17 protein-coding genes are annotated in these 25864 nt (G+C 49.4%); 10 read left to right on the top strand and 7 right to left on the bottom strand.

From position 1 onward, the window contains the following. Positions 1-59: 59 nt before the first annotated feature. The 7 genes from ACFQ1C_RS08660 (at position 60) to ACFQ1C_RS08630 (ending at position 11942) form a co-directional block, all read left to right on the top strand. Entirely contained in the window at positions 60-869 is an 810-nt protein-coding gene (locus ACFQ1C_RS08660) for a methyltransferase domain-containing protein (protein WP_379558205.1), read from the top strand. A 321-nt stretch (positions 870-1190) separates the two neighbouring features. Then, the gene (gene mukF / locus ACFQ1C_RS08655; protein WP_379558204.1) at positions 1191-2516 is read left to right on the top strand and encodes a chromosome partition protein MukF; all 1326 of its coding nucleotides are present in this window, start codon (positions 1191-1193) and stop codon (positions 2514-2516) included. After that, a complete protein-coding gene (gene mukE / locus ACFQ1C_RS08650) occupies positions 2497-3198 on the top strand; it encodes a chromosome partition protein MukE (protein WP_379558203.1) in 702 nt (233 codons plus the stop codon). The genes mukF and mukE overlap by 20 nt, the downstream gene beginning before the upstream one ends. Positions 3199-3203: 5 nt before the next feature. After that, the gene (mukB, locus tag ACFQ1C_RS08645) at positions 3204-7700 is read left to right on the top strand and encodes a chromosome partition protein MukB (protein WP_449290067.1); all 4497 of its coding nucleotides are present in this window, start codon (positions 3204-3206) and stop codon (positions 7698-7700) included. 95 nt (positions 7701-7795) lie between these two features. Further along, on the top strand, positions 7796-8665 hold the full coding sequence (locus ACFQ1C_RS08640) for a delta-class carbonic anhydrase (protein ID WP_379558202.1): 870 nt from the start codon (positions 7796-7798) through the stop codon (positions 8663-8665). A gap of 1255 nt (positions 8666-9920) precedes the next feature. Then, entirely contained in the window at positions 9921-10670 is a 750-nt protein-coding gene (locus ACFQ1C_RS08635) for a 2,3,4,5-tetrahydropyridine-2,6-dicarboxylate N-succinyltransferase (RefSeq protein ID WP_379558201.1), read from the top strand. Between the two features lie 9 nt (positions 10671-10679). Next, positions 10680-11942, top strand: a complete 1263-nt coding sequence (locus ACFQ1C_RS08630; RefSeq protein WP_379558200.1) for a PLP-dependent decarboxylase — start codon at positions 10680-10682, stop codon at positions 11940-11942. A gap of 26 nt (positions 11943-11968) precedes the next feature. On the opposite strand, the gene ACFQ1C_RS08625 is transcribed toward ACFQ1C_RS08630, so the two are convergent. The 5 genes from ACFQ1C_RS08625 to ACFQ1C_RS08605 all read right to left on the bottom strand — a co-directional run bounded on the left by ACFQ1C_RS08625 (position 11969) and on the right by ACFQ1C_RS08605 (position 17895). After that, positions 11969-12679 carry a FadR/GntR family transcriptional regulator gene (locus ACFQ1C_RS08625; protein WP_379558199.1) on the bottom strand — a complete coding sequence of 237 codons (711 nt, stop codon included), beginning with the start codon at positions 12677-12679 and terminating at the stop codon, positions 11969-11971. Positions 12680-13067: 388 nt separating this feature from the next. Continuing rightward, a complete protein-coding gene (locus tag ACFQ1C_RS08620; RefSeq protein WP_379558198.1) occupies positions 13068-14003 on the bottom strand; it encodes an EamA family transporter in 936 nt (311 codons plus the stop codon). 352 nt (positions 14004-14355) lie between these two features. Next, the gene (locus ACFQ1C_RS08615; protein WP_379558197.1) at positions 14356-15090 is read right to left on the bottom strand and encodes a ribonuclease activity regulator RraA; all 735 of its coding nucleotides are present in this window, start codon (positions 15088-15090) and stop codon (positions 14356-14358) included. 345 nt (positions 15091-15435) lie between these two features. Then, entirely contained in the window at positions 15436-17013 is a 1578-nt protein-coding gene (locus ACFQ1C_RS08610) for an aldehyde dehydrogenase (NADP(+)) (protein ID WP_379558196.1), read from the bottom strand. Positions 17014-17118: 105 nt separating this feature from the next. Further along, positions 17119-17895 carry an SDR family NAD(P)-dependent oxidoreductase gene (locus ACFQ1C_RS08605; protein ID WP_379558195.1) on the bottom strand — a complete coding sequence of 259 codons (777 nt, stop codon included), beginning with the start codon at positions 17893-17895 and terminating at the stop codon, positions 17119-17121. Positions 17896-18399: 504 nt separating this feature from the next. Here ACFQ1C_RS08605 and ACFQ1C_RS08600 point away from each other — a divergent pair. From ACFQ1C_RS08600 to ACFQ1C_RS08590, 3 genes are read left to right on the top strand one after another with little or no spacing between them, the layout of a single operon-like run. After that, the gene (locus ACFQ1C_RS08600) at positions 18400-19368 is read left to right on the top strand and encodes a Bug family tripartite tricarboxylate transporter substrate binding protein (protein ID WP_379558194.1); all 969 of its coding nucleotides are present in this window, start codon (positions 18400-18402) and stop codon (positions 19366-19368) included. A 26-nt stretch (positions 19369-19394) separates the two neighbouring features. After that, positions 19395-19865 carry a tripartite tricarboxylate transporter TctB family protein gene (locus tag ACFQ1C_RS08595; protein ID WP_379558193.1) on the top strand — a complete coding sequence of 157 codons (471 nt, stop codon included), beginning with the start codon at positions 19395-19397 and terminating at the stop codon, positions 19863-19865. Between the two features lie 47 nt (positions 19866-19912). Continuing rightward, the gene (locus ACFQ1C_RS08590; protein ID WP_379558404.1) at positions 19913-21367 is read left to right on the top strand and encodes a tripartite tricarboxylate transporter permease; all 1455 of its coding nucleotides are present in this window, start codon (positions 19913-19915) and stop codon (positions 21365-21367) included. 158 nt (positions 21368-21525) lie between these two features. Here the strand turns inward: ACFQ1C_RS08590 and ACFQ1C_RS08585 are convergent, their stop codons facing one another. Together ACFQ1C_RS08585 and ybiO are read right to left on the bottom strand one after the other, a co-directional pair. Next, on the bottom strand, positions 21526-23046 hold the full coding sequence (locus tag ACFQ1C_RS08585; protein WP_379558192.1) for an MDR family MFS transporter: 1521 nt from the start codon (positions 23044-23046) through the stop codon (positions 21526-21528). A 333-nt stretch (positions 23047-23379) separates the two neighbouring features. Further along, positions 23380-25638 (bottom strand): mechanosensitive channel protein, encoded by a 2259-nt coding sequence (ybiO, locus tag ACFQ1C_RS08580; RefSeq protein ID WP_379558191.1) that lies wholly within the window; start codon positions 25636-25638, stop codon positions 23380-23382. Positions 25639-25864 lie beyond the last annotated feature (226 nt).

The following is a 25864-nucleotide window of genomic DNA, read 5'->3' as shown; positions in this document are numbered from 1 at the left end:
TTTGTTAACCCTACTGGTTATGACAGAATAGCGGCCCCTGAGACGTTAAGAAATACCCAGTGCAGTCTAATACTAATTTTGATACTAACTTTGATGGCAAAGCCCAAGCGTTTGCCCGCAACATTTATGGCACCACCAAAGGTCGCATTCGTGTGGCCGTGGTGCAGCGAGATTTAGATGAGCTGTTGGCTAGCCTGCCCAATGACAGACCGCTGCGCATTTTAGATGCGGGTGGCGGCTTTGGCCCCTTGTCACAACCGCTGGCGGCATTAGGCCACGAGGTGGTGTTGTGTGATTTGTCTGGCGAAATGCTAGCGCTGGCGCGTGAACAAGTCAGTGAAAAAGAGATTTTATCGCAATTTACGTTTATTCATGGGCCCATTCAGTCGTTAACGGTCGCCGATGTTGGGCAGTTTGATATTGTGTTGTGCCATGCGGTATTGGAGTGGGTAGAGGATCAGGCTACCTTATTGCGCTGTTTGCAGGCGTTATTGGTGGATGATGGTCATCTATCTTTGATGTTTTATAACCGCGATGGGCTTTTGTATCACAGCTTGGTGATGGGGCACTTTGACTATGTATACGCCGACTTGGTCAAAAAGCGACGTCAAAAGTTGACTCCTGGCTGGCCTTGCCGACCGCCACAGGTTTATGACTGGCTGGCAGCGCTTGGCTTTGTTATAACCACCCGTAGTGGCGTGCGGGTGATCCACGATTACATGGTAGAAAAACGCATTAGAGTGGAGCAGGCCGACGAAGTGATCGCCATGGAACTGGCCCATGCCAAGCAAGAGCCGTTTATGCATTTAGGCCGTTATATTCATGTTGTTGCCAAAAAGACCAGCGCCGAGCGCCCGACACCAAGCTAAATGAGTAGCGTGTGAAGAGTAAAGAGTAAAGAGTAAAGGGTGAAGGGGTAAACATAACAGCGAACCCTAAACCTCAAAGACTAGAGATATTTTCGCCACGGAACCCACGGAAAAATTAAGATTAAGACTAAGGGCGAATTTTTTACTTGGTAAGGTCTTAAGGTAAAGGCCTTGTGAAGAGTAAAGGGTGAAGAGCAAAGGGAAACACCAGACCGAAGCGCGTCCGCTTAACGCTTCACCCTTTACAGTTTTTGTCGCTTTAAATTTTAATTTATAACGTACGGCTTATAGCTCCCCGCAGGGGATAAAGAGAGCAGCAAAATGACAGAGATGTCCCGCACCCTGCCGGACTGGATTGGTTGGGTGAAACAAGAGCAATGTCAGCTAAACCTGCCGCCAGATCGGTTGGCGTTTTTGCTGGCCATACAGATCTTTAGCCGAGACGGCGAACAACCGCAGCTGACGGAAGCCGAGCTGCTGCATGCCTTTAGCTTTGTTAGCAAAGGCTTTGAGCAGGCTGACGATACCCAAGTGAGCCGCGCCAACAATGCCATCAATGACCTAGTGCGCCAACGGCTGTTGAGTCGTTTTCAGGCCGAGGCCGGTGATGGCGACAGCCTCTATCGTTTAACGCGCTTAGGCGTGGCCATTGTCGAGTTTTTTGCCGCGCAGCGCGATGTCAGCCAAATTAAACTGTCGTTGCAGTTAGAGCAAATTAGCCAAGATTTAAACAAAATTTCCGACACCATTGCCGCCAATCCAAGCACCGAACAATGGCAGCAAGACGTGGCAGGGCGGCTGACGTATTCGGTGGTCGATCAGCTGGCGCGCATTGACGACACCCAGCGCGCCATGGATGAGCAACAAAACGTAGTAAAAGCCAATATTGCCGCGCTGTTAAATAAAAACTGGCACGAAGCCATCGCCGCCTGCGAGCAATTATTGCGTGAAACGGGCCACACCCTGCGTGAATTACAAGACACCCTCGATAAAGCCGGGCACGGCTTGCAGCTCAATCTGCTTAATATAGAAGAGCAATTGCAACAGCAAGCGCGTGGCATAGAGTTGGCTCCGTTGTGCCAGCAGTTGCAGGCACGCCTTGACGCCATTATTTTATGGGGCAGCCAATGTATTGAGCTGTGGGCACGTTACGACTTGCATGTGCACCGCTTTATTCGCACCGCCATCGACATGGACAAAAACCGCGCCTTTAGCCAACGGTTGCGTGAGTCTATCCGCCTGTTCGAGCTGCATAACTGGCAGCTGCGCATTGCGCAGGCCGAGCCGTTGCTGGAGCTTAGGGCCGAAACGCTGGCCGCCTATGCCGATGACGTGACCGGCGAGTTGCCCGATGAACTGGAATACCAAGAGATGATTGATGTAGCCGCCGAGCTGTCGGGGCGCATTCGAGAACATCTGCACGGGTTTTCCGAGTCGGGCCGTCCATTAGACATGGCCGCGGTACTGCGCGCTTATTTAGAAGATTTTCCGCACTACCAACATTTTGATATTGCCCGCTTGCTGATTGATGAAGCAGCGAAGTTGGGGCATGCCAACGCCGAGTGTCTGGGTGCCGCCCAGCCAGACTGGCAACGCATTAACGCCCACGGGGCCAAGGTACAAGCACATGTTATCGACCAATACTGAACTCGCGCTTCCCCCTCGATTGGCCCAAGCCATTGCCAATCCGCTATTTCCGGCGCTGGATAACCAGCTGCGCACTGGCCGCCATATTAGTGCCGATGAACTGGAATCACATTCATTGCTGCAAGAATATTATTCCGAGTTAGAGGCGTTTTATCAGCGCTATCAAGTGGAGCTGATGCGTGCGCCAGAGGGCTTTTATTATCTGCGGCCGCGTTCGACCAGCGAAATTAACACCTCCATTTTATCCGAGCTGGAAATGCTGGTGGGTAAGGTGTTGTGTTATCTCTATTTAAGCCCCGACCGCTTGATTAACGAGGGGGTATTTTCGTTGCTCGACTTGCAAGAAGAAGTATTAACGCTGGCCAATGAAACGGCGTTGCTGCGTATGGTCAATCAACGTGCCGGCGGCAGTGATTTAGACCGTCGCAAGCTGCAAGATAAGCTAAAAAGTGCCATTCGCCGCCTCAAACGATTGGGCATGGTCAGTGCCGTTGGCAGCCAAGATAAGTTTCGTATTAGTGAAGCGGTGTTTCGGTTTGCCGCCGACGTGCGCACCGATGAAGATCCTCGCGAGCTGCAGTTGCGCATGATCAGAGACGGTGAAGCGGTGGCCGGTGATGACACCCTTAATGACAGTGAATCACATGAGTCCGAACAAGACGAGCAGGAGGATGAACTGTGAGTATAATGACCGAAATGTTACCTAATAGCGCGGCTATGCCAGAGCCGGAAGCCATGAGTGAGGGAAAAGTGCCGCCGTTTGCTCGTGGTAAGTTTCACTCACTGACCATGGTGAACTGGAACGGTTTTTTTGCTCGCACCTTTGAACTTGATACCTTAGTGACGACCCTCTCGGGCGGTAATGGTGCCGGTAAATCGACCACCATGGCGGCGTTTATTGCCGCCTTGATCCCCGATTTAAGCCTGCTGCACTTTCGTAATACCACCGAAGCGGGCAGCCAGTCTGGCAGCCGTGATAAGGGCTTATACGGCAAGCTGCAACGGGGCCATTGTTATTCGCTGATTGAGATAGACACCTCCCAAGGGGAGCGAGTGTGGTTTGGCGTGCACCTAGAGCAGGTAGCCAACCGCGATAACAAAGTGAATTTAACGGCGTTTAGTGTGCGTGGCGTTAACGCCAACATGGGCACTCAAATCAAGCCCACCGAGTTGTTGCTCGCCGAGCTTGAAGACGGCCGCGGTCAGGTGCGCTCCCTTAACGAGCTAAAAGCGGCCGCCGTTGCCAGCGATCTGCAATTTACCCGTTTTAATACCGTGACTGAGTATCATCACTTTTTGTTTGATGTCGGCGTGACGCCGCGCAAACTCAAAGATCAGCGCGACCGAGTGAAGTTTTATCGCCTCATTGAAGCCTCACTCTATGGCGGCATTTCCAGCACCATTAGCCGCAGTCTAAAAGACTATTTATTGCCAGAAAATGCCGGTATTCGCCAAGCCTTCAATGACATGGAAGCGGCTATTTTTGAAAACCGTCGCACCCTAGAAGCGATTCGTGAAACCCAGCGGCAGCGTGATGTTTTTCGCCAGTTAATTACCGAAACCACCCATTATGTGGCGGCGGATTACGTGCGTAACAGTGCCGAGAAAAAGCGCCTATCAGAGCAAGCACTGGCCGCTCGTCAGGCTCTGGCTAACGAACGCAAGATTTTAGCCGAAGAGCGGGCGCGACTGATTTACCTGGCCGATGAGCTCGAGCACTTAGGTGCTCGCGAGCGGATGATGACCGAAGAGCTAGACATGGCTTCCGAGCATTTAGCGCGGGTGCTAAACGGCGTTAAGCTCAATGAAAAAATTCAGGGTTATCAGCATGAACTGGACGAGCTAGCAGAAAAGCTGGCCATTCAGCAAGAAACCCTGGCCGAGTTGCAAGACCAACATCAAGACGCCAGTGCCAGTAAATTAGCGGCCGATGAAGAAGTCGATAGTCTCAAAAGCCAGTTGGCGGATTATCAGCAGGCACTAGACACTCAGCAAACCCACGCCATTCAATATCGCCAAGCGCGCAGCGCATTGGGCGAGGCCAAAGTGCAATGTGGGCTGCCAGACTTAACCCCCGAGCAGGCAAAAGCGCAAGAACAAGCCCACCAAGTACGTGAGCAAGAGTTGACCGGCGTAGTGCTTGAACATCGCCAGCAACTCTCGTTGGCCGAGGCGGCACGAGCACAATACGATCAGGCTCTGGCGCTATTACAAGGCATCGACGGCCAAGCCGATCGCGCTAAAGCCTTTGCTCGCGCTAATCAATTATTAGAGCAGGGCCGTGAATATCAAGCCTTGTTGGGCCGTGAAACCAGCATTCGCCAGCAGTACAGCCTAGCCGAACAAAACGTACAAAAACGCGATAAAGCGCAAGCCTTGCAAACCGAGCTCACTCGTTTAGGTAGACCGGTGCAGGATGAAGCCAGTCTTGAGCTACAGCTGGCCGAGCTAGAAGAACAAAAAGCGGAGCTAGAAGACCAATTAGCCGAGTGTGCGGATAACCAACGCCAGCAGCAGAGCAAGCAGGGGCAAATTGCCCCGCAAGTGGCGGAAAAACGTCGCCAAGCTCCGGCCTGGCATAAAGCCCAACAGCAACTAGACCGACTGCGTGAGTTATCGGGTTTACCCCTAGCCGATAGCAGCGAAGTAACGGCGGCCATGCAACAAGCGTTGCGCGCAGAGCACAGTGCAGAGCAGCACAAGCAGCGGTCGCTAACCACCAAGCAGCAGCTAGAACAGCAAATCCGCAGCTTACACGGCGGCAGTGATGCGGATCCGCGCTTAGTCGCCTTGTGCGAACAATTGGGCGGCACCTTGCTGGCCGATGTGTACGACGATATAGCGGTAGAAGACGCGCCGTATTATGAGGCGCTGTATGGCCCGGCGCGCAACGGTATTGTCGTGGTCGACCCACAAGCGGCGCTTGACCAGTTGCACGCCCTAGAGTCGTGTCCTGCAGATGTGTACTTAATTCAGGGCAACCCAGATGCCTTCGATGAAGACGTACTGCACGCCACCGAACTGGATAATGCGATTTGGGTGAAAAATGGCGAACGGCAACTGCGCTATTCGCGCTTTTCACCCGAGCCGTTATTTGGTCGCGCCGCCCGTGAGGCCAAAATTGAGCAGCTTAATCTTGAGCTAGAAACGGCCAATAGCGAGTATGCCGACTCGGCGTTTACCCAGCAAAAGCAAAGCCGTTTGTATCATCAGCTCAGTGAATTCGTTAGCGATGGCATGCAACACGCCTTTGGCCCCAACCCAGAAGCCGAGCTTGAACAGCTGGCGGCTCAGCAAACGGCAATAGAGGCCACTTTGGCGAGTACGGCGGCTGAGCTTGCTCAGTGGCAGGCCAAGCGTGAACAATTACGCCAGCAGCAAACGCTGTTGCATCGCTTATTGCCGTTGGCAGACCAACTCGGCGATCAAGATGCAGATGCACGACTAGCCGCGGCTACTGCCGAGCAAGATGCGTTAGTTCAAGCGCGTGACTTTATGGCTCTGCATGGTCAAAAGTTGGGCCGATTGAGCGAGCAAGTACAAGTATTACGCCAAGATCCCGCAGAGTTTGATGCGTTACAGCAACAGGTGGCCGCGGCAGAAGCCGAATTAACCGAGGCGCGAACCCGTACTTATGCCTTAACCCAGCTAGTGGCGCGCTTGCCCCATTTGGCCTATGCCGATGCCGAGCAATTGCTCGATCAAAGCTCAGCCATGAACGACAGCCTAAAAGCCAAGCTGGTGCAGGCCGAAGCTGCACGACGCAAAGCCAGTATTACCCTAGAACAACTGAGTGGCCGGGTGACCGATGCACTGCAGGCGCGTACCGCACTTACCACCGGGCACGATGCTCGCAGCCAAACCTTAAATGAGTTTCAAAGTGAGTTTGCCGCACTGGGCATTACGCTTGCACCCGATATGGAAGCAACGGCATTGGCCGCTAAGCGCGATCGCGAAAACGAGCTCGTGCACACGCGCAGCAAGCGCAGCCAAACCGAGGCCCAGCGTCAAGTAAGCAACCGTGAAATAGAGTCGCTAAGTCAACGACTGAGCAAAGACGGTCAAGGCTACTTTGCGGCGCGTAAGGCGCTGGTGAGCCATAAAGCCAACTGGGCCAAAGTGGTGCGGTTGGCGAGAGACCATGACGTTGAACGGCGTTTAGCGCGCCCCGAATTGGCCTATTTAGAGGCCGACGAGCTACGTTCTATTTCCGATAAAGCATTGGGCGCCCTGCGCATGGCGGTGGCCAATGATGAAGAGCTGCGTGATGCATTACGTCTTAGCGAAGGCCAGCGCAATACCCTACAAAAGGTACAGTTTTATATTCTGGTGTTTAGCCATCTTAAGGCGCGTATTCGCCACGACATTATTCGTGCCGACGACCCGGTAGAAGCGCTAGAAGAAATGGAAGTAGAGCTGGGTCGCTTGGCCGACGAGCTGCAACAGCGAGAAGGCCAGTTGTCACTGTCGTCTCACGAAGTGGCCGCCAAAATAAACACCATTATTCGCCGCGAACAAAACCGTATTCGCCAACTTAACCAAGGCTTGCAGAACATCAGCTTTGGCTTAGTAGGCGGGGTGCGCTTAAACGTGAATATTCGAGATACCTATGCACGGTTGTTGGAAGCATTAAGCGACCAAGAAGGGCGCCATCAGGATTTATTTGGCAGTAAAGAAATCAGCTTTTCTGAAGCTATGGGCAAGTTATTCCAGCGCTTAAACCCGCAGCTTGAACAAGGTGATCGTAGCCCACAGGTACTAGGCCAAGCGTTATTGGATTATCGTAATTATCTTGATTTAGACGTAGAAGTGCAGCGCGGAGCCGACGGGTGGTTGCGTGCCGAAAGTGGTGCACTGTCTACCGGTGAAGCCATTGGTACCGGGCAGGCGATTTTGCTGATGGTGCTGCAAAGCTGGGAAGATGAATCTCGCCATTTGCGCAGTCGCGATGTGCTGCCGTGCCGCTTGTTGTTCTTAGATGAAGCTGCGCGCCTAGATACCCGCTCTATCGCCACCTTGTTTGAGCTGTGCGAGCGCCAAGACATGCAGTTATTAATAGCGGCACCAGAAAATATCAGCCCCGAAAAAGGCACCACCTATAAGCTGATCCGCAAAGTACACGGCAAACAAGAACAAGTACATGTCGTGGGGTTAAGAGGCTTTTCGGGTGAACCTACCGAGTAATTATTAATATTACTTAAACTAAGCATAGCCCCTGCTCCTTATGGTGCAGGGCTTTTTTTATTGTGACCCATCACAATTATCAAGGAGATAAATGGATGAAAACTAATTCACTTATTTTACTAGCGGCAACCACTGCCATCTCATTCAATGTTGCAGCCAAAACTACCCCGGTTAATTCAAGCGAACCAGTTACTGATCAGGTGATTGCCGAGCAAAGAGCAACGCTTGCAGACAATACCAAAAATAAAGGATTTGGCCCTCAGTCACCCCGTAATCTAAATACCATTCAAGGTGAGAATCGAGTGCTGTTTAATGCCGCACCGCCCTATAGCGAAATGAACCTGTGTAATATTCATTTTCATAAAAATGCCGAGCATTTGGGTGGCGAATTTTCTGAATATGCCGGTAATGGTGACGGTAAAGGACATGCTAGTGGCTACCGTTATTCGGGCGCGTTAACCAAAGCCGAGCTGGCGCCGATTGCTGGCGATATCTGTGTCAGCCAGAATGGCAGCCTAAATGCAGGTGACACCATAGAAGTACATTATGTTTATTCAACGGCACAAGTCGCACCGGGGCCAACGCTGGGGGCTTGTTTTAACGAGGCGATTAAAAACCCACAGTTACGAGTAGAAGCACAAGTATATGTGCTGGTTAATGATAGCCAAGCTCAGGACTTTGCTGAATTAACGGACATCAGTCAGCAAAATGGCAAGTTTCAGGTATTGAATCTGCCAGTCAGCACAGGAAAATCGGTGCAATATGCCGGCTCCACCACGGGCCCTAGTTACAATGAAAATGGCTCTCCTTTTCAGGTAAGCTGGGGAGTTCGCCCGCAAGTTGCCAAGGTTAACGTTGCCTCCGTGGGTGAGTGGTGCAACGACAATGTGTTCGAAGAAGATTACGCCCACGGGGTAAGAAACTTGGTGACTAACCCAGACTTGCTTTCACCCATCACGCCATAATCTTGCGGAACCCCTCATAATAGACGCGCATCGCTCCCTTTAATCTAATTCAATGCCAAGGGCTTTAGCGATGCGCGATGATCAGATCCGACAATAAGCTCTGCCAAATTACTGCCCCTGCATGTATAAAGCCCGCCTTATACCAATTACACTAAACAAATGGTCTGATTTTATTTCATGTAAAGGTCGAACAAAGGCTCTACTCCACCGACACGCTGCGGATTAATGACACTCACGGTTTCAGCCTACTGCGAACATTCACTGGATGTTCGATCAGGCCAAAGCCACTCGTCACCGCGAGGCAAGCTCGCCCCATGTGCGCTCAAACACATAACATCCGACCGCCATGGACGGCGGGAGTGCCGAAACGGCAGGAGCATTTTTTGGCCCTGTTATGTGATGGTCGGTGGAGTAGAACCCTTTATCCGCCCCTATACCACGGAGCCGCTTGTGGGTGGGGTTATACCAATCAGGAAAACTAACTGATCAGATTTTTATGTCTTCTGTAGGTCTATTTCAATCGACCAAAAACCATAGCACGGCCTAAAGAGGTCGAATGAATTCGACGTATCTACGCTCAGGATGGCTCCTTGTTTTTTGTAGGGGCGAATTTATTCGCACAATAATGGTGGTACGGCCTAAAAGAGACCAACCTACAAAACTAACGTGAGACCTGGACACCGAACAGAGTATCTACGCTCGGGGAGGGGTGGTATTTCCCATTTTTTGTGCTTTTACTTGGATAAATATTAGCGCTTAAAGCTGACCTTTGGACCTCTAGCGCTCAACTTCAAAACAGATCACATACTTACTTAGATTGGGGTTAGCAGACATAACAGTGCTGAAGGAGAGGTAGCAGAGATCGGCTTCCACGACCGTGACAATGCCAAGGATGGCATTTCCCGAGCCCCCATGGATGGGTTTATGGCGTGTCGTGGGAGCTGATTCTGTTTCCTCTAGTCCAGCTTAAATAGGTTAGACTTTTACTGTAATTGGTATTAGTTCTCTACCTGTGCGAACAATAAGCCCCGCTATTTCTGTGAGTACTAGCTTGCAAAACCGACCCCGCTGAGTTGTGAAATTCCCTTGTAACTGTCATTTTATAGGAGGCAAGCTTGTGGCCTTCGTAAAGGCCACACGTCGTCCTTGATATTTTCAGAGCTTTAAAGCTCTAGAACGGCAATAGTTCGAGGGCAATACATCAAAACAATCGATAGCAGACCTTTGACTCAACTAACTTACGAGAAGTTAACTCATGACTTGGCAACAAACATTAGCAGATCTAGAAACCGGTAAAGTGCGCGCGGCAGAACAAAATAGTAACGGTACTTGGCAAGTCAATACGGCAGTAAAGCGAGCAATTCTAGCGGCATTTGCAGCCGGAGAAAATATCGAGTTTGAGGGCATTTATCGTGGCTTTATTGATAAACATAACCTAGCTGCGCGTGAGTTTACCCTTGCCGATCAGGTGAGAATGGTACCCGGCGGTTCATCGGTTCGTAGTGGTGCGTATGTAGCGCCGGGCGTGATTATTATGCCGCCTGCCTATATCAATATTGGTGCTTTTGTTGATAGCGGCACTATGATCGATAGCCATGCACTGATTGGCTCCTGTGCACAAATCGGCAAGCATGTGCATGTTTCCGCCGCGGTGCAAATTGGTGGTGTGCTGGAACCCATTGGCGCGAGACCGGTCATTATTGAAGATAATGCCTTCTTAGGTGCCGGGGTGATTATTGTTGAAGGCATTGTGGTGAAAAAAGGCGCGGTAATAGCACCAGGAGTGTCATTGTCGGCGTCGGTGCCGGTTTATGACTGTGTTAATCAGGTGATATTGGAAAAAGGTGCCGATATTCCTGAAAATGCCGTAGTAGTGCCAGGTACCCGACCTGTTGCGGGTGCTTGGGCAGAGCAGCAAGGGCTTAACATGGCGTGTGCGTTAATTGTGAAATACCGCGATGCCAGCAGTAATGCCGCTTTAGAGCTTGAATCTGTGCTGCGTTAGGAGCAAAAAATGACTGCAATACAACATTCGACAGCGAGGCCAAGCTGGCTTAGACCTGCGGTACTTGAGCCACTAGCCGAGCACAATGCAGCGCTGCAAAAGAGTGCTGACACCGAGCAAGATGAAGCCGGCTTTTTTCTTTATGATTTAGACTTTCTTGAGCAACACTTGTCGATGCTGATGCGCCAAGACGTGATTAAACTTTGGTTTGCTGTTAAAGCCAACCCATTGTCGCGCGTAATAACCACGTTAGCGCAGCAGGGGTTTAATTTTGATGTTGCGAGTCAGGGCGAGCTCGGCCAAGTATTAGCGCAAGATGTGCCCGCCGAGCGCATTCTGAATACTGGCCCGGCCAAGTCAAAGCGGCAAATGAAAGCCTTTCTTAGTCAAGGTGTGCGCACGTTTGTAGTTGAGAGTTTGAACCAGTTGCAGTGGCTTAACCAAGCCGCGAGTGAATTATCTTGCCAACCGCAAGTGTTGTTACGCGTGCAGTTACAGTGGTCTGAGGGCGAAAAAAATCCTTTAGGTGGTAATGAAGTGACGCCGTTTGGTTTATCTTGCCAAGCGTGGCAGACGGTCAAAGTAAGCGATTTTCCTGCATTAAATATCAATGGCTTACATATTTTCCAATGGGGAAATATGCTCAGCAATACACGCATGTTTGAGCTTTGGTCACAAATGGTCACGCCCTTGTTATCGCTGGCCGAACAACTAGGGATGACGTTAGAGGTATTAGATTTAGGCGGTGGGCTCGGGGTGGATTATCTGCAAACAGGGCAGAGATTAAGCTGGCCAACCATTGTCGCCGACTTAGCAAAAATAAAAGCACAAGCTGGTGTTAGCGAGCTCTGGTTAGAATTAGGCCGTTTTGCCGTCGCTGAAATGGGTTATTACGTGACCTCGGTGGTTGATCGTAAAGAAAATTTTCAACACCAACAATTAGTGCTCGCTGGCGGTATTAATCATTTAATGCGCCCAGCAATCACCGAACAACCTTTTCCTGTGGCGATGCTCAGAGCGTCATCAGCAAAGCCTGATTATTTTGATCTGCATGGCCCACTTTGTACCAGTTTAGATAAATTGGGCACCTTGGCGATAGCCAATGATGTGGACGTTGATGACCAATTAATCTTTGGTTTTGCGGGCGCCTATGGGTTTACTGAAAGCATGCCATTTTTTCTCTGCCATCAAATCGCGGCTGAATATGTCTTGCAGCAGGGTAAAATTGAGCAAATTCGTACCGCCGAGCCCGCTTCATGGTATTTACGCTAACGGGCTCAATAAACACAGGGTGAGACTTAGCTATCGGTTCCCTCAAACATTCTCACCCTGGCATTATTCAGGTGTGCCCTCATCGCTAGCTCTGCGTTTTTGGCATCTTCATCTACGATATATTTCACAATCGCATCATGTTCATCCTGAACTAGAGTGATGCGGTTATTATCTGTAGAGCGCAATGATAACGTTCGGGTGATATTCATACCCTCTTTAATATTCTCACGCAGTGACTTCATGACTGTCGAGTAATACTGATTATTAGACGCCTCGGCAATAGCGAGATGGAATTCAAAATCTTCGTCACTGGCTACGGCTTGGATATTGTTTGCCCCATTGATTTTTTCCGCTGCGCCAATGATGCGGTTAAGCTGAACAGCGGTACGGCGAGTGGCAGCAAGACCTGCGGCGCTGCCTTCTAGGTTGGTGCGAAACTCAAAACACCGTTGAATGTCTGAAATGCTGGATATTTTAGAGAATGAAAGCACGGTTTCATCGGGTCGTTTAACGACAAAGCTACCTGATCCTCTTCGAGACACAATTAAGTTGTCTTCTTTGAGACGCGTTAACGCATCTCGCAATACGGGTCGAGAAACACTGTACTTCTCACAAAGCTTAGCCTCACTAGGTAGCTTCTCAGTCACTGGATACTCGCCATTAATAATGGAAATCAGAATCTTCTGGTAAACCATCGATGAGAGCGTCCCACTAATTTTTGGTTCTTGTATCTGCATCACAATTGCACCCCAAGCATGGTTATTAACGTCATAAAAAAGACAAAATTTTACAACGTTAACTAAGTGTTCAGCCTAACAATAAAATATGACAGAACTTCATAAATTTCACTAGCATTGCTATTCGTACTATAAATTCGAAATAAAGGCTGACTTATCACAAAATTTTAGCATTATGAACGGTTTTTCTGCAAGGTAATATCTCTACAAGCTAATATAATAGAGTGCATAACCTAGTATGAAGCATATGATTATTACAAAAAACAACAAGTACGGTGAGTCGTTGTTTATTTGTTATTTTTCATAGCGTACAGTTTCGCAGTTTTTGGTTTCTGAATACCGATAATACGCATCAGCAAAGAAGCGTATTCTTACCTGACTCACAGCCTTAGGATGGTTTTGGTGGCTGTCTGTCAGGCGTCTTTGCATAAGCGAGCATGACTATCCCACAGACCACAATCATCCCACCTGCAATTTGTATTTCGCCTAAAAATTGATCGAGAATTAGCCAGCCGAATATTAGTCCGGCTACGGGCTCCATGTTCATTACTGGCGCGTTACGTGCAATATCTAGGCGCGTGATAAAGGTGAACAATACTGAGAATGCAGTGCCATATAATACGGCTAAGCTGCCTAGTGCAATCCAGCCAGTAGGAGCGGTGGGCAAGCTCATTCCGCCCGGAACCAGCCCTGCTGCGCCGACTATGGTTGTCGTGGTGAATACTACCGCAAGCGTTAGCATGCTACGTACTAAGCCAGACATGCTGTCCAGTCTGTGATCTGTAATCCACAGGGCACAAGCAAATACGCCTGCGGCAGTGAGGCTAAATAACATACCTTCTATAAAGCTGGCATCAATTTCACCGGGATTGGCGAGACGAGACGGTAAGTCGAGCGCGAGTACCAAGCCAAACAAAATAAGGCCCATCAACAAGCTAGCGCGGCCCGTTGGTCGTGAACCACCTAGAGCCCAGGTAAGCAAAGCCAATAAGATGGGAGCGAGGTTAACCACCAGTAGCGTTAATGCAATGGGAATGCGTGCAACGGCGGAATAGATGCAAAAGCTTTGGATGGCAATTAATAGTCCCATCAACAACTGCCAACCCCAAGCTTGAGGCTTGAACCGAAGTGATTCACGCCGCCAAATGATCAAAGAGAGTAACGCCAGCATGGTCACCCCAGAACGGCTGAGTATGGCGAGCAACAAGCCAGCGTCATGATCAAAAGCAATACGTGCGGCCACATGGTTGCCGGCGAAAGAGCAAGCTAGCAGGGCGAGCACCAGAACGGCGATATGACGGGGTAATAGGGCAGACGAACTCATGACAGCAGTTTCCGTTTTAGGTGGCTTTACTCGCACGTAGTACTGGTGGCTTATAACCTAAATAAACACAAAGAAGTAGATTATTAAGCATTAGGCGAATATATATGCACAAAGTTAGTCCTAACAAATTATTCAATAGTATGTAAGGTAAGTCGGTGGAATATAAACATTATTTGAATTTAGTCGCGTAGATATTTATAGCAGATTTCGTTAATCAATACGATAACCTAACGAGCGCTATCTATTTTCTCTTTGTTTATTTTTATAGAGAGTTAATTCGACAGCGCTATCGTCAGGTTATGTATATCTTTATTATTTACTAGTTTGTGCAGCACCTTTTTACTGCAGTGTTTTAGCGGCTTTCCATATACGATTGATATTCAGCCTGCGCTTGCTCGTTAGGTGGATAAAGACCAATGACTGGTGTACCCATACGGACTTTTTCAAGTACGTAATCTTCAAACGCTTCCATTTTCACTGCTTCTTCAGCGATTTCTTCTGCAATGTCGAGCGGTATGACGATGATCCCGTCGTTGTCGCCGACTAGTACGTCACCCGGAAATACAGCGACGCCACCGCAACCAATGGGTACTTGAATATCAACGCCATGGTGTTTGGTCAGGTTGGTTGGTGCGCTAGCTTTTGCGCTAAAAACCGGCATCTTCATCGTCGCGGCATGCTCTGAGTCACGAATGCCAGCATCAGATACAAAACCTGCGCAATTACGGTACTCGAGGCGGCTAAGCAAGATACTGCCAGCACTGGCCGCTGAAGCGTCCTGACGGCAGTCAGAGACTAAAATCATGCCTTCAGGAACTGTCTCTACGGCAAGGCGCTGAGGATGCTGAGGATCTCTGAAGGCGGCTACCGTGTCGATGTCTTCACGTGCAGGAATGTAACGTAGGGTGAATGCTTGGCCTACCATTTTTACGGTGCCGTTATTCATCTTGCTCACACCTTGGATGTAGGTGTTACGCAAGCCACGCTTGAACAAAATGGTGTGCAGTGACGCGGTAGATGCGCGCATCAGGCCTGCTTTAGCCGTGCTGGATAAGGTCTTAGTTGGGGTGTTCTCAAGTGTACTCATGTCAGTTTCTCTTTATGGATGTTGGAGTGTACGAACAGACTATAGGTGTCTTCACTTAACAAATCAAACAAATATTTACATCTTTATTTTGGTGGTGAAAAATAATCACCACCTTACCTATCTTGTTGTTATTATAGGGTTAATGTTCTGTTTTTTGTTATGGATGCAGCTAGTTGATACGGATTTAAGCAGATTATTTATGACTGAAAATTACATTGTGTAATTAGTTGTCTTTTTCTGCGGTGTTTATCTACGCGATCATGACGTTGGGTCATTTCAGTTTTTTGCTGCGGTATCACAGGCTGGGCTCAATGAGTGAGATCCCAGCCTGTGAATTGAGCGGCGTTACTCGCGTATACCGTTTAACAGGCGCGAGATAGCTAACGGGTTATCGTCTCTGAGAGCCTCCGGCAATAGTACTTGCGGAAGGTCTTGGTAGCACACCGGGCGTAGGAAGCGGTAAATAGCCGCGGTTCCGACGGAAGTGCTGCGGCTATTCGAGGTCGCGGGCCAAGGGCCGCCGTGAACCATCGCTTGGCATACTTCAACACCCGTGGGCCAGGTATTGGCGAGAATTCTGCCGGCCTTGCGCTCTAGGGTGGGTAACAGCCCTTTAACGGCGGCGTGGTCGGTTTCATCCATGTGTAACGTGGCGGTCAACTGGCCTTCAAGGTGCTCCAGTACTTCTTGTAGCTGGGTCATATCCGAGCATTCGATAATCAGCGAGCAGGAGCCGAACACTTCGGCGTGTAATCTTTCATCGTTGATAAAATCTGCCGCACTGGCCAAAAACAGCGTGCTATGGCATGGGCTTTTTGACTCGGTAGGGAGGTTGCTAGCAGCAATCTCGCTAACTTTTCCACTGTCACGCAATTGCTTAAGCCCCGCGCTGTAAGCTGCGTAAATACCTGGTGTTAGCATGGTTTGTGGCGCACTGCTACCAACAGCATCAGCCGCAGCCGCCATGAAGCGACCCAGCGCCTCACCTTTTATAGCCAAGATCAACCCCGGGTTGGTGCAAAACTGTCCTGCGCCCATGTTGAGTGATGCAATAAAGGCGTGCCCCAGAGCGTCAGCTCGAGATTCCAATGCCGCCGGCATGAGAACCACAGGATTTATGCTACTCATTTCGGCATAAACTGGGATGGGTTGTGGGCGATTATTCGCGGTGTGCATCAAGGCGGTGCCGCCGCTACGAGAGCCGGTAAAGCCAACAGCCTGAATACGAGGATCGGTAATTAGTGCTTGGCCCAGATCGTTACCCGCGCCATACAGTAATGAAAAGACGCCATCGGGTAGTTCACAAATAGCCACCGCTTTTTGCACCGCACGACCTACCAGCTCGGAAGTGCCGGGGTGAGCTGAATGAGCTTTAACAATGACCGGACAACCGGCAGCGAGTGCCGAGGCGGTATCACCACCGGCAACTGAGAAAGCTAGGGGAAAGTTGCTGGCGCCAAAGACTGCCACTGGGCCCAACGCTATTTGTCGTTGACGCAGATCGCCACGAGGTAGGGGGCTGCGATCAGGGAGCGCAGGATCAATGCGAACGTCTAGCCACTCGCCGGCACGAATAACGTTAGAGAAAAGCCGTAATTGACCACAAGTCCGGCCACGCTCACCTTCTAGCCTTGCACGAGGCAGACCGGTTTCAAGCATGGCGCGTTCGATCAGAACGTCTCCAAGCGCTTCAATTTCCGTTGCAATTGTCTCTAGGAAATTTGCTCGGGCAGCCAATGTCGTCTCGCGAAAACTGTCAAATGCCGACCATGCTAATTGACAGGCCTGATCAACTTCGCTCATAGCGCCACTGCCATAGCCCGGCTCTATGCGTTGGCCGGTAGCAGGGTTAACGGCGTAAATCGGCTTACCGGTCGCTGCGACAGATTGTTGACCAATAAGCTGGTGTCCTTGGAGATCCATAAAAAATACCCTAAAGAAAGATGAAGAAGGCGCCCCTGCCTAACTCACAAGGGCGTGACCACGCGCTGCATCATTAATAGCTGCACTATCAATAGATAGCAGCGATTACGGACACATCTGTCCGCCGTTAACGTCAATCACTTGACCGGTGATGTAGCCGCTAGCCTGATGTGAAGCCAAAAATAGGTACGTAGGTGCACACTCTTCGGATGTACCGAAGCGGGCCATAGGGATTGAATTGCGGATTTTTTCTTTTAACTCGACGCTTTTGTCGTCATGGAATGCGGTGTCGATGGTACCGGGTGCAACAACGTTGAAGCGGATATTGCTGGCGGTGAACTCTTTCACCCAATTACGATGCAAGTTGTGGATAATCGCTTTAGAGCCACCATACAAGCATGCGCCGAGGCCACCACCTTCACGGCCCGCAATGGAGCCTGTGCTTATCACCGCCGCAGTGTTACCACTTTTAGCAGCAGAGGCTTTTAGGTGAGGGATGGCATACTTGGTCGTCATAACCACCGAGCGAATATTCAGGTCAAAAACCAAGTCATAAGCCGCGTCATCGAGACTTTCAAGGCCTGCACGTATGCCTAAGCCGCCAGCATTATTGACTAATACATCCAGTGCGCCGAACTGTTCTACAAATTCGCTAACCAGTGCTGCGCATTCCTCACTCCGGCTGAGATCGTGCTTAAAGTAGGCGAAGCTAGCGCCGAGGCTTTCAAGTTGAGCAATCGCCTGCTCTGCATCAGCATCCAAAATATGACTATTAATACCAACCACCGCACCTTGCTTAGCGAACTCCAGAGCGGCCGCCAAACCGATACCTTTAGTTGAGCCGGTAACCAGAACTTTCTTATTTTTCAGATCGTTAAACATATCAATTCCTTGGGTTTTAGAATGAGCTTCACATGATGAGTGCAGCGAGTGCTCAGTTGCTGCGGGTGTTAGACGTTCACAATATAGCGCAGGGGAAACTAGGTGGCAAACAAATAATTACAACTAATGTGGCGTCAGTATCATTCTGTTTAGGGTGGCACTGTGATGAGATAAATTGATTACAAAAAATCACTTAACATGGTTTTTGGTAATAAAGGGATGAAATTCAATGGTTTGCTGTTTACTTGTGAGTGTTGGTTTCACTTTGCGTTATCATTATTTGAGTTTTTAAAGCGATTTTCTGTGACATTTGATTAATAAATAAAATACATAGTTGTAAATACTTGCAAAATCTTTGTGTCGCGTTGATACTGCTTTAGGCGAGTCGGGGTCTTTGAGGTAGTACAGCCGACATTCGCTCTGCATGGGGATTCACACCACATTTTTTTGCGGTATAGATGAACCCAAAACCTGCTTAACCCTATAAAATTAATGAGGTTTTTAATGTATAAATTATCTAATGTTCTCTGCGCCACCGTACTCACTGTTGCTGCTGGTAGTGCTTACGGTGCCGCTGATTATCCATCTAAGCCTATTACTTTAATTGTGCCTTGGTCTGCTGGAGGTGGCTCAGATGCTGTAGGACGCCAATTGGCCATGGGACTCCAAGAAGAGCTTGGTCAGCCGGTCAATGTTGTTAACAAAACGGGTGGTGCAGGCGTCATTGGGCACATGACCATGAAGAGAGCGAGACCCGATGGTTACACTCTAGGATTGGGCACTGCCGAAATCGCTACCTATAAGAACATAGGTACGGCGGATATTTCATACACCGACTTCACGCCTATTGCTTTGCTTAACGTTGATTACGCAAGCTTTACTGTAAATGCAGACTCGCCGTGGAAAAATCTAAGCGATGCATTGGCCGATATCAAAGCAAAACCGAATACCTTTACCGTCTCGGGTTCTGCTCCGGGCGCCGCCTATCACCTGTCGTTTGCCGGTTTTATTGATCAGCAGGGTATCGATCCCCAAACTATCAACTTAGTACCAAGCGAAGGTGCCGCTCCTGGTTTACAAGAGCTTGCAGCTAATGGCGTTGATATTGTTTTCAATTCACTGCCAGAAACAGAGTCTATGAGCAAATCAGGCCGCATCCGTACACTCGCGGTACTGTCGAATGATCGATTGAGTACATTCCCAGAGGTACCTTCTGCAAAAGAAGTGACCGGTGATGAATGGACTCAAGGCTCATGGCGTGGTTTGGTTGGCCCTGCTAATTTGCCAGAGGATGTGACCACACGTTTAGCAATAGCTGCGGATAAGGTTTTCCACTCTGAAATGTTTCAATCCTTTATGGTCGGCCGTGGATTTGGTCCTGTATGGGCTGATGCCGCCGGGTTTGAGGCTTATATGAAGGAACAAGATGAAAAGAACGCAGTAACGATTAAAAAGCTTGGTCTGGCCAACTAAGCCTAAACAACTCAGAGGACGGTCGTATGCGCAGTAATGACAAAATCACAGGATTAGTGACAGTACTATTTGGGGTGTTGGTAATAACGAACTCCAGAGGTCTGGTTAATTTACCGCAGCAGGAGTATGGGGCAGGGACCTTCCCTGTCGTAATAGGGGGACTATTAATCGCGTTTGGTGGGCTGTTGGTTGTGCGAGGGTTGCGTAGTAACGCCCCTTGGATGGTATGGGCTAACGAAGTCCCTATTAAACGTTTTTACTTAACCTTGTTGGCAGTAGTTACGGCAATCATTGCCTATATATTACTGACGCCAATACTTGGTTTCCCTGTAGTTGCCGCGGTGCTGCTGAGCCTGTTGCTATATTTCTTTTATCGTCCAAGTTGGACGGTATCCATTGTTACTGCTGTAGTTTCTACTGCTGTTATCTGGGTTGTTTTTGGTCGCCTTTTACAGGTGCCACTTGAACTGGGTATCTTGGAAAAGGTGATTTACTAATGGATAGTTTCCTAGCTGCTACCTCTATGGTGTTCACGTGGGAGGTGATGTTTATCATTCTCGCGGCCTCAATTTTCGGGCTCTTTATGGGAGCTATTCCCGGGCTCACGGCCACCATGGCAACTGCGTTATTAGTGCCGGTTACCTTCTTTATGGAGCCTTTGCCAGCAATTGCTGCGATAGTTTCAGCCACTGCGATGGCCATAGTGGCGGGAGATTTACCCGGTGCGCTGCTCCGCATGCCAGGCACACCTGCATCGGCAGTGTATACCGACGAAGCCTATCTTATGGGTAAGCAAGGTAAGGTGGGTGTGGCGCTGGGCCTTAATGTTACTTGCTCCATGATTGGTGGTGTGATCGGCGTTATATGCTTGGCTACACTTGCTCCGCTAATTGCTGATTTTGCAATTCAATTTACCAGTGATGAGTACTTCTGGCTCGCGTTACTAGGGTTGTCTTGTGCCATTTTGGTGTCGGGCGGTGACCCACTAAAAGGTGCGATATCGATGTTTGCCGGTTTAGCTATCTCAATGGTGGGCATGGATAGCGTTTCAGGCCAAACTCGTTTCACGTTGGGTAATTATGACTTACTCGCGGGTATTTCTATTTTGCCGGTACTGATTGGCTTGTTTGCCATTTCAGAGCTGATCCGACGCATGCCGGAAAGTAAAAGCGCACGCCCGCAAGTGCAAACACAGGTCAAAAAACCATTCACAGGTGTAGGTTCGCTCATTTGGAAGTACAAATTTGGTGTTGCCCGAAGCGGGGTGCTGGGCACCTTGATTGGCGCACTGCCAGGTGCTGGGGCTGACATTGCTTCATGGATTAGCTACGCCATTGCGCGCAAGTTTTCGCGTACGCCTGAAAAATTTGGCACCGGTCATCCTGAAGGGCTGATCTCGGCAAGCTCCGCCAATAACGCCTCATTATCTGGCGCTTATATTCCCGCGCTGGTGTTTGGTATTCCGGGTGATACTGTTACCGCAATTATTATTGGTGTGTTGATGACGAAAGGCATCACCCCGGGGCCCGATGTGTTTGTTAATGAAGCGCCGCTGGTTAATGCTATCTTCATGGTCTTCATCGTTGCTAATCTGTTACTTCTTCCGCTCGGCTTTTTAGCAATAAAAGGTGCACGACATATACTTTCCATACCCTCTGGTGTGCTGTTTCCGCTGATACTGATTTTTTGCATGGTGGGTGCATTTGCCGCCAATAACTCGATGTTCGATATCTGGATTATGCTGGCATTTGGCTTACTTGGTTTTGTCATGTCGGAGAATAACTTTCCAGTCGGCCCTTTAATTCTTGCGATAATCCTTGGGCCTATAATCGAGAGCAACTTCATGCGCTCAATTATTAAGGCAAATGGAGATTTAACGGCCTTTGTTGAACGGCCCATTGCAACTGTGCTCGCCGTAGCTGCCGTTCTAGTTTGGGGAATGATTATGGTTAATGGTATTGCAGCCAGCCGTCGTAAAACTAATCTGTCATTTAGTTAAGCGGCAACGAGAGTCGGTGGGTATTTGTGATGTAATATCATTAAAAAACGATCGGTAGCCATCTCAAAAATTACGCCAGTAAATAATACAGGCGTAATTTTTTTGTTAGCTGCCTATATCTTTTCTTAGTGATACAAGGTTACTTAATATATAAGAGTTTACACACCGTTCTCTATCTCATTACGCTGCAGGGTCGAGCCAAATTCCCGTGGGCTACACACCACTATCAGCAGTATTAAGACCGCCACCACGGCCAACCCAACATAAAGACCGTGTATCGCCTCAAATACGCTATGACGCAGGTAAATGGTAATATCATCGGCTAAATGTGGCTGCTGCAGCTTCGTTACCACCTCATCAATATTATTCGGCAAACGCTGCTGCAATGCAGCGGGAGCCTCGCTTAGTTGCCTAATTAGGCTGCCATTAAATAGTGTGCCAAACAACGCTATGCCTAAGCTTTGGCCTAAGAACCGCGAAAACATATTGGCACCGGTGACCACACCCCGTTGGTGCCAATCGACAGATGCTTGTGCGCCTACTAACAACGGCGTAGACAACAAGCCAAAGCCTGCTCCTAAGAGTATTTGGTCTAGCACAATAGCCCAAATAGACACCTGATAAGGCAATGCTAAAAAACCGACTGTGGCGATAAGGATAAACAGGCAGCCAATAAAAGCGGTATTGCGATAACCCATGCGCAAGTACAGTTTGACCGACAGGGTAGAAGCAGTGGGCCAGCCGATACTGATGGCAGCCAGCACCAAACCGGCGCTAATAGCATTTAAACCGTATACCGATTGGGCAAATGTGGGGAGGTAAGCCGTGGGCACCATCAGAATAAACCCCATGCCAATCATGGCAAGGTTGGCTCCCGCCAGTGCCGGGTTGCGCCACAACCAAAGGGGCATAATGGGCTCTGCTGCACGGGTTTGAGTCCATACGGCAAACGCTAGCAATAGGGCAGATACGACAAAGGCGCTGATGCTGGCCACCGATAACCAAGGCCAGGCGGTGCCGCCTTGCATCAGCGCAAAAATGAGGCTGCCCACACCGGCTAAAATACTGGCAGAGCCTAAATAGTCAATTTGGTGGCGTTTGCGCACCACATTTTCATGTAAGAACAGCACCAATAAGGTAATGGCTAATAAACCGATCGGAATGTTGACTAAAAAAATCCAATGCCAAGTCAGATACTCAACAAAAGTCCCCCCTAACATGGGGCCAGAAATTGCCGCTATGCCCCACACACTTGAGAGATACCCCTGTACTCGGCCACGCTCTTCTAGGCTGTATAAATCCCCCGCCAAGGTGTTTACTGTCGCCATAATGGCGCCTGCACCTAAGCCTTGAATACCGCGAAATACGATGAGGCTGGGCATATTCCATGCCGCGGCACAGGCCATCGAGCCCAGTAAAAACAGGCTGCTACCAAAGATTAATACTGGTTTGCGACCGTATAAATCGGCGAGTTTGCCATATATTGGAATAGTGACGGTTTGGGTTAATAGGTAAATAGAGAATACCCAAGTGAATAACGAGAAATCGCCCAAATCTGCCACTATTTGCGGGACGGCAGTCGACACTATGGTGACATCGATGGCGGCAAGCATCATAAACAACATAAGTGCGGTTAATATCCAAGGCCGATGCGGGCTTGGTGTGTGTATCTGGGTCACTTACGCTCCTATAAGATGGCAATAAGATAGCCAACTAACTTAGTGAAAAATTCAATAAATAATCACGCATAACTGATATGGATTATGTGGCTAGCTTACCTTTATCGTCACCTTCGCGGGAATGACGACAGAACCACACCTGTTATGCCGTTCTACTTATACCCATTAGTAAAGCAATGGCAATAGCCAAACAATAGTAGTGCGCAAGAAGGTGATAATGACGCTGTTTCATTGATTACAGATGCATAACTAACTGATTCGGCTTATGACTGAGCATTATTCATAAAAAAGGCCGAGCAGTTGCTCGGCCTTTTTGTTACCTAACGAAGATCACTAGTCATTATCGTTAGGGGCGTCATTAGCAACCGCAGATTTACTATCAGCGGCAACGACATTTTCGCCAGACTTAGCATGACCACCGGGGTGACCATTAACATCAAAGTCTTGCTCCATGACTCGCAAGTTGGCGGAAGGGGCTTGACCTTCTTTGCCTACTCCAAAGTACACCGTGCTGTGCGGAAACGGAATTTCGATACCGGCATTATCAAAGTGCAACTTAACCAGACGGTTATAGGCACGACCTACCGCCCACTGCATACCTGGCGTGGTTTTTATCCGTACCCGAATAATAACCGAGCTATCAGCCAAGGCAATTACACCCGCTACTTCTAAGGGCGCCAATATTTCGCGCTTGTTATCTTCGCTAACGGCTAGCTCGTCAAAGGCATTTTGCAGCTGTGCGATAGCATCATCGATATTTTCGCGATAGGCCACACGATATTCACCCACATGGAAGGCGAACTCGCGCATATAGTTAGACACCGTATCCACACTAGAAAAAGGAATAATGTGGTAAGTGCCGCTCAAGTCACGAATACCCACCGAGCGAATACTGAGCTTTTCTGCGGTGCCGGTAATACCCGCCAAAGTCACTACGTCACCGGTGTTCATGGCGTTTTCTATTTGAATAAACACCCCGGTAATAATGTCTTGCACCAGCTTCTGTGCACCAAAACCAATCGCTAAGCCCAAGACACCGGCACCGGCGATCAGTGGGCCGATATTAATGCCAATTTCTGACAAGGCGATCATAATGGTAAGCGTTGCTAATGCGATGGCAACGGCATTACGAAATAACAGCAATAAGGTTTGCGCGCGGGCAGAAGGCTGACCGTTGCCGGTTTCCGGGTTCAGTTTATGCTCGATAAGGCTGGCCAACACCACCCACACCATGGCAGCTACGGCGAGAATAATGGCTACGCCAATGATCTTAGCCATCAGCTTGCCGCCTGCTTCAGACTCGTACCAGGCATTTAAATCGACGATGTACCAAGCATTGAATATCAGCAACACGGCCATGCTGACAATCAGCACCCGCAAAAAACGTAGCGCCGCAGGAATATAGCTATTTAGGCGTGGCTCGAGCAAAGGCAGTTTGCGGCGCAATTCGTCCGACAAGGTAATGCGTCGACCTATGGTCTGGCTGAGTAAGCTAGACAATAAAATCCCCACCACCACAAGCCCTAAGGTTTTAAGCGTGGCATACAGCACAAAGGGTAGGGCTTCGGCTGGGCTGAGTAACGTGAGTACCAACACCACGGTAAAATAGGCTAGGCCGAGCAAGTGCCAAGTACGAGATAACAGTATCAGGCTAAATTGACCGGCAGCAAGGGTGCTTTTCTCGGCTCTAGCTCGAATGGCATGGCGCAGACGGGTGCGGTTTTTCAGAATGACGGTTACCGCATAAAAGTAAGCGATAAACATAATCAGCGTATTTACGCCTTGGCCTAGGGTGGACGAAATATTAATGTTGATTAAAGGCTCTACCACCATCACACCATAGCCGACCATGCCGATTAGCAACGCCAGCCAACGATTCCAGTAAGCGGCTTCTGAAGAGTCAATCGGCAGCAGGCGTAACCCTTCGTAACGCGAAGAAAACAGCACTCGCAGACCGGCTTTTAATAATTCTATAACTACAAAGGCGTTAAGAAACAGCGAGGCTTGAGTCGTGAGCTCGCCGGTTTCTCCGACCAGAAAAGTGGCCACCAAGTTACCGCCCACATAGGCAATGCCTACGGCCAGCACATCGACCAAACAGGCCAACGCCACACACACCACTAAACGCAATACCGGAGTTTTTCCCTCACCGTGGCGCGACCAATGACTAAAGCGAGCAAAAATAGGGCTTGCCAGCCGGCGCAGCAGCCAAAACAGCACCGCGGTTGCCAAGACTACTAACCCCAGATTAATGGCGGCATTCATAAAGGTGGCGCTATTAAAAGCGGCATTATCGTCGGCCACATTACCGGTGAATAAGTTACCCGTTACCTCAACCAAATTGTTGAACTGATCGCTGAGGCCTCCGGCTATTTCGCTGGTAGTTTCTGCCAGTTGGCTGGGCAAAGAAGGTTCTGCCGCGTCGGTGGCGTTCTCAGCAGCTTGCGCGGCTGAGGGGGCCTGTTGTGCGGCCAGACTGCGCAGCTCTTTAATCAGCTGTTGGCGTGATTGTTCATTTTCTAGCACCTCGGCTAAGGCGTCGTAAGAGGGGGCCGAAGTGGGTTCTTGGCTTTGGGCCTGCGCCATACTCATTATGGGAGCACAGAGCAGCCACAGTGTGAGTAGGGTGAGTCTTTTAAGTCGGGTCACCATTTGTCTCCGGTTGGCTGTCAGTATATTGGCTCTGTAAACTTGAATTTTTTCATTTTGTTGTTCGCATAACCATTTTATCGTGAATAAACAATGCGATTGGTCAGGATAACATAACCGGAATAGTGATGTTAATGGTCGATTCCCCGCACGACAGCGGCATAACGAT

It is taken from the genome of Oceanisphaera ostreae (assembly GCF_042676125.1).
Classification (GTDB): domain Bacteria; phylum Pseudomonadota; class Gammaproteobacteria; order Enterobacterales; family Aeromonadaceae; genus Oceanimonas; species Oceanimonas ostreae.
This window is presented reverse-complemented; position numbering and strand designations above follow the sequence as displayed.